Source organism: Parabacteroides sp. AF39-10AC (genome assembly GCF_003635405.1).
Classification (GTDB): Bacteria; Bacteroidota; Bacteroidia; order Bacteroidales; family Tannerellaceae; genus Parabacteroides; species Parabacteroides distasonis.
Genome location: NZ_QTLP01000011.1, coordinates 174,162 through 182,500 on the forward strand (window position 1 = coordinate 174,162; position 8,339 = coordinate 182,500).

The 8,339-nt window shown below is 44.2% G+C and carries 7 protein-coding genes and 1 other RNA gene (1 of these 8 only partly in view); 1 reads left to right on the forward strand and 7 read right to left on the reverse strand.

Annotated features, from left to right (window positions below):
* Positions 1-43 precede the first annotated feature (43 nt).
* From DW033_RS12130 to DW033_RS12145, 4 genes are all read right to left on the reverse strand, one after another.
* A complete protein-coding gene (locus DW033_RS12130) occupies positions 44-1,342 on the reverse strand; it encodes a TRAP transporter large permease (RefSeq protein ID WP_008780864.1) in 1,299 nt (432 codons plus the stop codon).
* 12 nt (positions 1,343-1,354) lie between these two features.
* Positions 1,355-1,825 carry a TRAP transporter small permease gene (locus DW033_RS12135; protein ID WP_048927709.1) on the reverse strand — a complete coding sequence of 157 codons (471 nt, stop codon included), beginning with the start codon at positions 1,823-1,825 and terminating at the stop codon, positions 1,355-1,357.
* Entirely contained in the window at positions 1,809-2,804 is a 996-nt protein-coding gene (locus DW033_RS12140; RefSeq protein ID WP_057329376.1) for a TRAP transporter substrate-binding protein, read from the reverse strand. Before DW033_RS12140 ends, DW033_RS12135 begins: the two co-directional genes overlap by 17 nt.
* Positions 2,805-3,053: 249 nt before the next feature.
* On the reverse strand, positions 3,054-3,356 hold the full coding sequence (locus DW033_RS12145; protein WP_005865121.1) for a helix-turn-helix domain-containing protein: 303 nt from the start codon (positions 3,354-3,356) through the stop codon (positions 3,054-3,056).
* A 423-nt stretch (positions 3,357-3,779) separates the two neighbouring features.
* Between DW033_RS12145 and DW033_RS12150 the strand changes: the two genes are divergently transcribed.
* Entirely contained in the window at positions 3,780-4,601 is an 822-nt protein-coding gene (locus DW033_RS12150; RefSeq protein WP_008771615.1) for a M23 family metallopeptidase, read from the forward strand.
* A 40-nt stretch (positions 4,602-4,641) separates the two neighbouring features.
* On the opposite strand, the gene ssrA is transcribed toward DW033_RS12150, so the two are convergent.
* From ssrA to DW033_RS12165, 3 genes are all read right to left on the reverse strand, one after another.
* Positions 4,642-5,041: a transfer-messenger RNA gene (ssrA, locus tag DW033_RS12155) on the reverse strand.
* 84 nt (positions 5,042-5,125) lie between these two features.
* Positions 5,126-7,438 (reverse strand): beta-glucosidase BglX, encoded by a 2,313-nt coding sequence (bglX, locus tag DW033_RS12160; RefSeq protein ID WP_122382774.1) that lies wholly within the window; start codon positions 7,436-7,438, stop codon positions 5,126-5,128.
* A gap of 206 nt (positions 7,439-7,644) precedes the next feature.
* Positions 7,645-8,339 carry the 3' portion of an alpha/beta hydrolase gene (locus DW033_RS12165; protein WP_005865072.1) on the reverse strand. The gene runs 187 nt beyond the window's last position, so the window shows 695 of its 882 coding nt (coding positions 188-882); the start codon falls outside the window, past its right edge; the stop codon is at positions 7,645-7,647.

The window sequence follows — 8,339 nt, forward strand, 5'->3', positions numbered from 1 at the left end:
CCCTATTTATAGCACAAGGCTACCTCGCCCCTATGGGGGAACATCACAAACCGAACAACCGGGGAATCAATAAACTTAAATCCGGCAAGAAGGCCACCAAGAACAAGACGATAACCATCGCCGCGAACATCGGCAGCAACGGACGGATCACCTGATCGATCTTTGTCCCCGCTACGCTACATCCGATAAACAATACCGAACCCACCGGTGGCGTACACAATCCCACACAAAGGTTCAATACCATCATGATCCCGAAATGTACCGGGTCCATCCCCAATTGCCCCGTCGCTATCGGCAGGAAGATCGGGGTAAAGATCAAGACAGCGGGCGTCATGTCCATAAAGATCCCGACAATCAATAGGATCACGTTGATAAGTATCAAGATGACCACCGGATTGTCGCTTATGCTCAGCAGAGCGGCACTTACCGTCTGAGGAATATTCTCATAACTCATGATCCAAGATAAACCCGTACAGGTCGCCACCAAAAGAAGGACGATAGCCGTAGTCTTGGCCGATCGCAATAACACTTGCGGCAATTTAGCCCAAGTAAGTTCTTTATAGATAAAAGAGAGGATTAACGCATACAATACAGCGATCGCCGAAGCCTCGGTAGCCGTAAACAGTCCCGCCAAGATTCCTCCGATCACGATCACCAATAGCATCAAACTAGGGATTGCCCTGAAAAATACCCTTGTCGCCTCCGAGAACGGAACACGTACGCCAACCGGATACCCCTTCCGTGCGGCAAACATAGCGGCTACGATCATGATCGCCACTCCCGTAAGAATTCCCGGTAGATAACCAGCCATAAACAAGGCGGATACAGAGACTCCACCACTCGCCAAGGAGTAAACGATCAAGACATTACTCGGAGGTATCGTCATGCCGGTAGTGGCGGAAGAGATATTTACGGCGGCACTGAAATTCGGATCGTAACCGGCCTTTTTCATCTCCGGCGTCATGATACTCCCGATAGCAGAGGCAGCGGCGGCGGCAGAGCCACTGATCGCCCCGAATAACATATTCGCCACGACATTGACTACCGCCAGTCCTCCGGGCAACCGTCCGACCAGCACTTTAGCGAAATCGATCAAGCGCAAGGCGATACCTCCGCTATTCATGATATTCCCCGCCAATATAAAAAACGGGATCGCCAACAGAGCGAAACTGTCCAGACCCGAAGCCATACGCATCGCATAAGTCGTAAGGGCGGGAAGCGAGTCTATATTCACGAGCATCGTCAATATACCCGCCACACCGATGCTATACGCTACCGGAACCCCGACCACCAGCAGGAAAAAGAAACTTATCACTAATACAAGTATACCTATAATATCCACATCATCAGTCTTTTAAGAATTAGAGGAACGAAATAAGGTGATCGCGTTATCTATCGCATAATAAGCGGTAAGCAATCCCCCTAGCGGCAATGCCAAATACACATATCCTAAATTAATCTCTAAGGAAGCCGAAGTAACTCCCAAATGAAAACGAGTGTATACCAGCCAAGCCCCTCCTACGATCAATACAAATACAGCGAATAAAAATACGATCAAGAAGATAAACAATCGCAAGAGCTTCCTGCGGGAAGGACGCATATGTTGAAGCAATAAATCGATCGCTAGATGCTCATTTTTACCGGATACATAAGCGGCCCCCAGCAATCCCACCCAGATCAATAAATATCCAGCCAATTCATCCGTCACGGAACTCGGGGAAACCAGAATATACCGGCTTAACACCTGCCATAGCACATCCACGACCAAGAAAGCCATCAAGAAAATCAACGATAGCTCCAATCCTTTATCAATTATCTTTCTCATGGGTATTCTGTATTTGATCTATTAAATCATGAAAAACCGGATCATTCTTAAACCGCTCGATCATCGGGGCGGCGGCATCCATAAACGGCTGCTTATCCGGGTAAATAATCTCTACGCCATGCGCTTCCATCTCCTCAAGCGATTGCTTCTCTTGCTCCGCCCAAAGTTTCCGTTGATAAATAGCGGCGGCGTCAGCGGCCTGTCGCAGCCAATTACGTTCTTGTTCCGTCAGCTTCTGCCAAGTAGCCAAGCTAATGATGATCACGTCCGGACACATCGTGTGCTCATTGACTGAATAGTATTTTACCACCTCATGATGGAACGCTGTTGTCACGGAAGGCGTATTATTCTCGGCTCCATCCACGACATTACTTTGTAAGGCCGTATACAATTCACCCCAATCCACGGGAGTAGCCGAACCACCGAATGTCTTCATCATCTCCACGGCTATCGGGCTCTTTTGCACACGGATCTTCAGTCCTTTCAGATCCTCGGGAGTACGAATCTGCTTGTTTACCGTATAAAAGCTACGGGCCCCCGAGTCAAAATAAGCGAGTCCCCTAAACCAATAAGGTTCCGTTGATCCCAATATCTGTTTACCTACCGAGCCATCCAACACCTCGAAAAACTGCTCACGGGAACGGAATAGATAAGGTATGCCAAATACCTTAAACGGATCGGCAAATCCTTCCAACGCAGCGGAGGAAACTTTCGTGATATCGAGACTTCCTATTTGAAGCAACTCTATACATTGATTTTCGGACCCCAATTGAGCGGAAGAATAAATGTCCATGCTCATCTTTCCTCCGGACAACTCTTTCAGACGCTCGTTCATATAGAGCAATCCTAAATGGACGGAATGGCTGGGGGACAATCCGTGTGCCAGTTTCAGCACCCTTACTTCCTTTACTCCTTCCTTACAGGAGAAGGAGAAAGATACGCACATCAGGAATAGCAGGGCAGTCTTTAGAACTTTCATATTAGAAATGTTAACAATTCGTTGTTTATCGACAAATATAAAGGAAATAATCGAATTGTGCACGTACACAGAAGAAAAAAGTGGCCGCTTTCTTCCTGCCTATATTCACATACGGAACAAGAAGAGCACGGCCTTGATTTAACCTATTTCTCTAATGTTATGATGAAACATCGAGACGGTCAAATGTAGAAACAATCAAAGTGACCGGTCTTATATCGACCGTGATCTTATTTCACGAAAGCGTGAAACTTATTCACGCCTTTTCTCTAACAGCCATTTACGGATCTCCTCTATATCTTCCTTGTCCGCTTCTATAGTGATTGAATATCGTCGGGGTTCGTCCGCTAAATACACCTCCCGCAAGAAATCATAGGCTAAGACTTCCGATATACGCAGTAACAAATCCACATCAATACTGCTTCGCTTAAATATCTTATAAATATTGGTACGTTCATAATGCAACGCATGGGCAAAATCGGAAACCGAAAGTCCCCGCTCTTCCATTTTCTCTTTTATTAACGAACCGATATGTATCTCCTTTTGTTCTTTCATATACAAAAGCCGTTTTTAAGGTAATCTTATCTCATAAATAAACCCACATCTGAGAAAAGGTGTGTTACACTTTACCTTAAACCCGTCAAACTGCGGCACGACCAAATGCCTTGTACACAACAGAAATAAGGCAAAGGAACACACCAAATACAGGTGTATTCGCATTGTCTATTTCTCTGTGTACTTTAAATTGGTCGTTTTCAGTTTAGAGAAATACCAGCAAATACAATATCGTCATCCTCTCTGACCAAAGAGCCAAACTAGTCCCCTCAATCATCGTATAATATCTCCATTTTACCTTCACAAAGGTAGGCAAATTCAACTATCAGAAAAAACACAAAGAATAAAAAGAAGTATAAACATATCGGAAATATAGGCCATTGAAAGAGGCTTTTTTATACTTTTGTGGTAAAACAATATCTAATGGCATCTAAAATACACAATGGAATACTCATTCTTACGCTAATTTTATTTGCGTCTTGCCGTACGCAAAAGCCTGCTCCACGCCCGGCCCCTCCCGAAACTGTGGATTTCCCTACGGCAAATATTCCTCTTCCCGTCGTGGATTTCAATTTCATGTTGCCGGAAGCTCCGGAGCTAGCGGTTTGTCATTCTCCTAGAAAAGATATCACGGAAGCCTTTACGCCCCGTGATAAAAGCCAGATAGCGATCAAGGACCCCAAGCTATTCGATGAGAATAACACGGAAATTATTGATTTATCCTTAATCCCCGCCGGGGAATACGCATTTCCCCTTCCTAATGGAAACGTGATCTCTCCTTACGGGGGAAGGAGAAGACATCATTCCGGAGTAGATATCAAAACTTGTGCCAACGATACGATCGTGTCTGCTTTCGATGGTATTGTCAGGATGGCGAAACCATTCGCCGCCTATGGCAACGTTATCGTTGTTCGCCATTATAATGGACTGGAAACGATCTATAGCCACAACTCCAAGAACTTGGTTAAACCCGGAGATCGTGTTCTCGCCGGACAACCGATCGCCTTAACCGGACGTACCGGCAGGGCTACTACCGAGCATTTACATTTTGAGACTCGTATAAACGGAGTTCATTTCAATCCGAATATCGTCTTCAACATGGCTAAAAGGAAATTACGTTCAAAATGTCTGGTTTGTACCCAGAAAGGTAATAACGTAATCGTCAAATCGGTTGATATATTACCCCATCAAAAGGCTGGTCCATACGTACCGCCACCTCCTTATAAATGGGTTTACAATGAATGAAAAAAGGCCTTACGGGCAATCCGTAAGACCTTTTTTCATTCCGTGGAGATGGAGAGATTCGAACTCTCGTCCAAACGAGGAATTAATTTGCTTTCTACATGTTTATCTTCGCCTTCATTGTCGGGGAAGAGCAAGACCGAAGCCACCCACTCATCCCTTATCCTCTAAAGTTTCGCCTGAGACCCGAGGCTTATCTCAAACTATCTCCGATATTGCTGCACCACCTGATCGGAACGCTTCGGAGCCACAGCATCCGGGTGATGTCACGTCCCCGCAACTTTTGCAGGGATTAAGCTTGAATCTACTATACTTCGATTAAGCAGCGAGAGCGTAATTATTTTCGCCAGTTAATTGTTCGTTGTCTGAGATTTAAGTGCAAGCCAACCACGCACTACATGCTTACAAACCACTTCTACCCGCTGTCAAAACCGGTCATCCCCATGGTTTTGTAATATTTCTTTTGGCAAAGATACATATAATTTCGAATTTAGCAAAGACCCATAACTGATTCCTTCCGATTAGGATTATTTTAATGTAAACGAAGCTGTTTTCACCTCTTTACTATTTCCACCGATCATTACCTGAAACTCACCCGGCTCAGCGACATAATCTAAGGTTGAATCATAGAATTTCAACATATCCACATCAATATCAAAGGTTACTTTCTTGCTTTCTCCCGCTTTTAACGCAACTCGCTTGAATCCTTTCAATTCTTGGACCGGAGGGGTTATGCTGCGTACGATATCACGCAAATAAAGCTGTACGATTTCCTCTCCATCCTGAGCCCCGGTATTGGTAACAATCACGGATGCTTGAATTTTTCCATTTGCATCCATTGAATTCATATTCAAAGATACATCGCCATACGTATAAGTCGTATAACTCAAGCCGTAACCAAATGGATAAAGAGGCTCATTCAACACATCTATATAATTGGAGACATAACGAGTGTACCAAGCATCGGGAGACATAGGGCGTCCTGTCATCTTATGATTATAATAGATCGGACATTGGCCTGTTACACGAGGAAAAGACATGGTTAACTTCCCTGTCGGAGAAACCTTTCCGGTCAAGACATCGGCAATAGCCGCTCCTGCTTCCGTACCACCGAACCATACGTTCAAGATCGCATTCACCTGCTTTTCCTCGGATTGTAATGCCAAAGGTCTTCCGGTAAAAAGTACCATTACGATCGGCTTTCCTGTCTTTTGGATAGCATCCAGTAATTTTTTCTGTGTTTGCGGCATTTCAAGGATGGCTCTACTAGCGCCTTCTCCACTCATATCTATAGATTCACCCAAAGCAGCGATAATCACATCAGCGCTTTCCACCACTTTTAGGGCCTCGGCGATTAATTGTTCATCGCTTCTATCATCCCGGGTTGAACGATTTTGATCCGTAAAGTTCGCTTCATAGACGGGATCATCGACTAGATTGCTGCCTTTTGCAAAAACAACCTCTACTCCATTTCCCAAAGATTCCTGTAAATCCTCTACCAATCCATGATAAGATTTAGTCTGCTCATCATATTTCCACGATCCAGCCATATTCGCCTTGCTATCCGCTAAAGGACCGACTACAGCGACCTTACGACATCCTTTAAGTGGAAGCAGATTATTATCATTTTTAAGTAACACGAAAGACTCCGCCGCAATACGACGGGCCGCAGATACATTATTTACCGACAAGAACTCTTTGGCGGCTCTTTTCGGATTACAATATTTATATGGATCATGGAACAATCCCAATTGGTATTTTGCGATTAGTATTCTCCGGCAAGCAGAGTCAATCTCAGCCTCTGTTATTTTCCCATCTTCCAATGATTTCTTTAATACGGCATGATAACAGTCCGCTATCATATCCATATCGACACCCGCCTTTAGCGCCTTGACTCCGACTTCCTGACGATTACCTATTCCATGGTTTACCATCTCCGCTATTGCCGTAAAATCAGACACGACAAAGCCGTTAAATCCCCATTGTTTACGCAATACGTCATTAAGAAGCCAAGTATTTCCGGTCGCGGGGATACTTTCAAATTCGTTGAATGAAGTCATGATACTTCCTACTCCTGCTTCTACAGCAGCCTGATAAGGACGCATGTAATAATTCATGGCAGTCACACGGCTCATATCTACCGTATTATAATCCCGACCAGCCTCGGCCGCTCCATAAAGCGCATAATGCTTTACACATGCCATAAGAGTCGTATCAGCCGATAAATCATTGCCTTGATAACCACGCACCCATGCTTGAGCCATTATACCTCCAAGAAACGGATCCTCGCCCGCTCCTTCCTTTACTCGTCCCCACCGGGCATCATGAGATATATCGACCATCGGGCTATATGTCCAACAGATACCATCAGCACCAACTTCCTTTGCGGAAATTCGAGCGACCTCTTCTATATTCTCCGGTTTCCAACTACACGAAAGACCTAGAGGAATGGGAAAAACGGTTTTATAACCATTACAAATATCAGCGCCAACAATTATAGGAATCCCCAATCGACTTTCTTTAACCGCGACTTCTTGTAACTGCCGGATCGCATCGACACCGAATATATTAAATATACCACCAACCTCTCCTCGTACAATACGACTGGCTATCTCACTCTTTTTAGGATTTGGCATTACGTTTCCATAACTAGGAAGATTCAATTGGCCGATTTTCTCATCAACGGTCATTCGACTCATCAGACCATTTATAAATTCATCCGCACTTTTCTGTTCAATCTCAGCTCTTGTGATTCTCTCACTTTTTTCTCTCGCTATCGAACAAACAGGCACTATACATGCCATTGAAATAAATAAAACTGAACTTTTAAGGAATTTCATAACTTAGCTTTTTTACTTCAAAAAAAGCCCGAATAACAGAAAACAGCAATAAACTCACTACTTCAAAGATACGATATGCTATAGAACACGCTTTCCCAGACTACGCTTTTACTACGTTTACCATCAATAATAAACTAGTAATAAATAAATTGCGCAATCGATTTAAGAATCTACTCCGCAAGTCTCCAGAAAAGATATCTGGAGTTCTATTCGATCAGACCGATCTCACGAAACCAATCTTCAGCCCGATCCGGCCATTCATTTACAGACGCTCCCGTATCTCGTAACCCATATCCATGGCCACCTTGACTATATAAATGCATCCATGCCGGAACACCAGCTTCCTTTAAGGCATAATAATAGAAAATACTACTGTTGATATAAGATTTATCATCTTCCGCTTGAATTAACATGGTTGGAGGTGTGGCAGATGAAACCTTTAACTCTGGTGCCAATTGGAAATTCTCTCCATCTAAATAAGCAGGATAAACCAATAAACAATAGTCCGGACGACAACTTACTTTATCCGTAGCATCAATAGCCGGATAAGTACGTTTCAAAAAATTATTGCTAACCATGGCAGCTAAATGGCCACCAGCCGAGAATCCCATCACACCGATCCGCTTTGGATCTATATTCAAGTTCTCAGCGTTCGCTCGAACATAACCAATCGCACGCTGTACATCTTGCAAAGGAGCTTCGTGTTTTTCCAGTCCTTCCCGTCTTGGAACCCGGTATTTAAGTAAGACCGCAGTTATTCCAAGATTATTAAGCCATTCACAGACTTCATCACCTTCCAAATCATAAGCTAAAATATTGTAACCACCACCGGGACAGACAATCATAGCGGCACCCGAGGCCACTTCATCCGGAGCATGATATATAGTAATCGTTGGCTCAC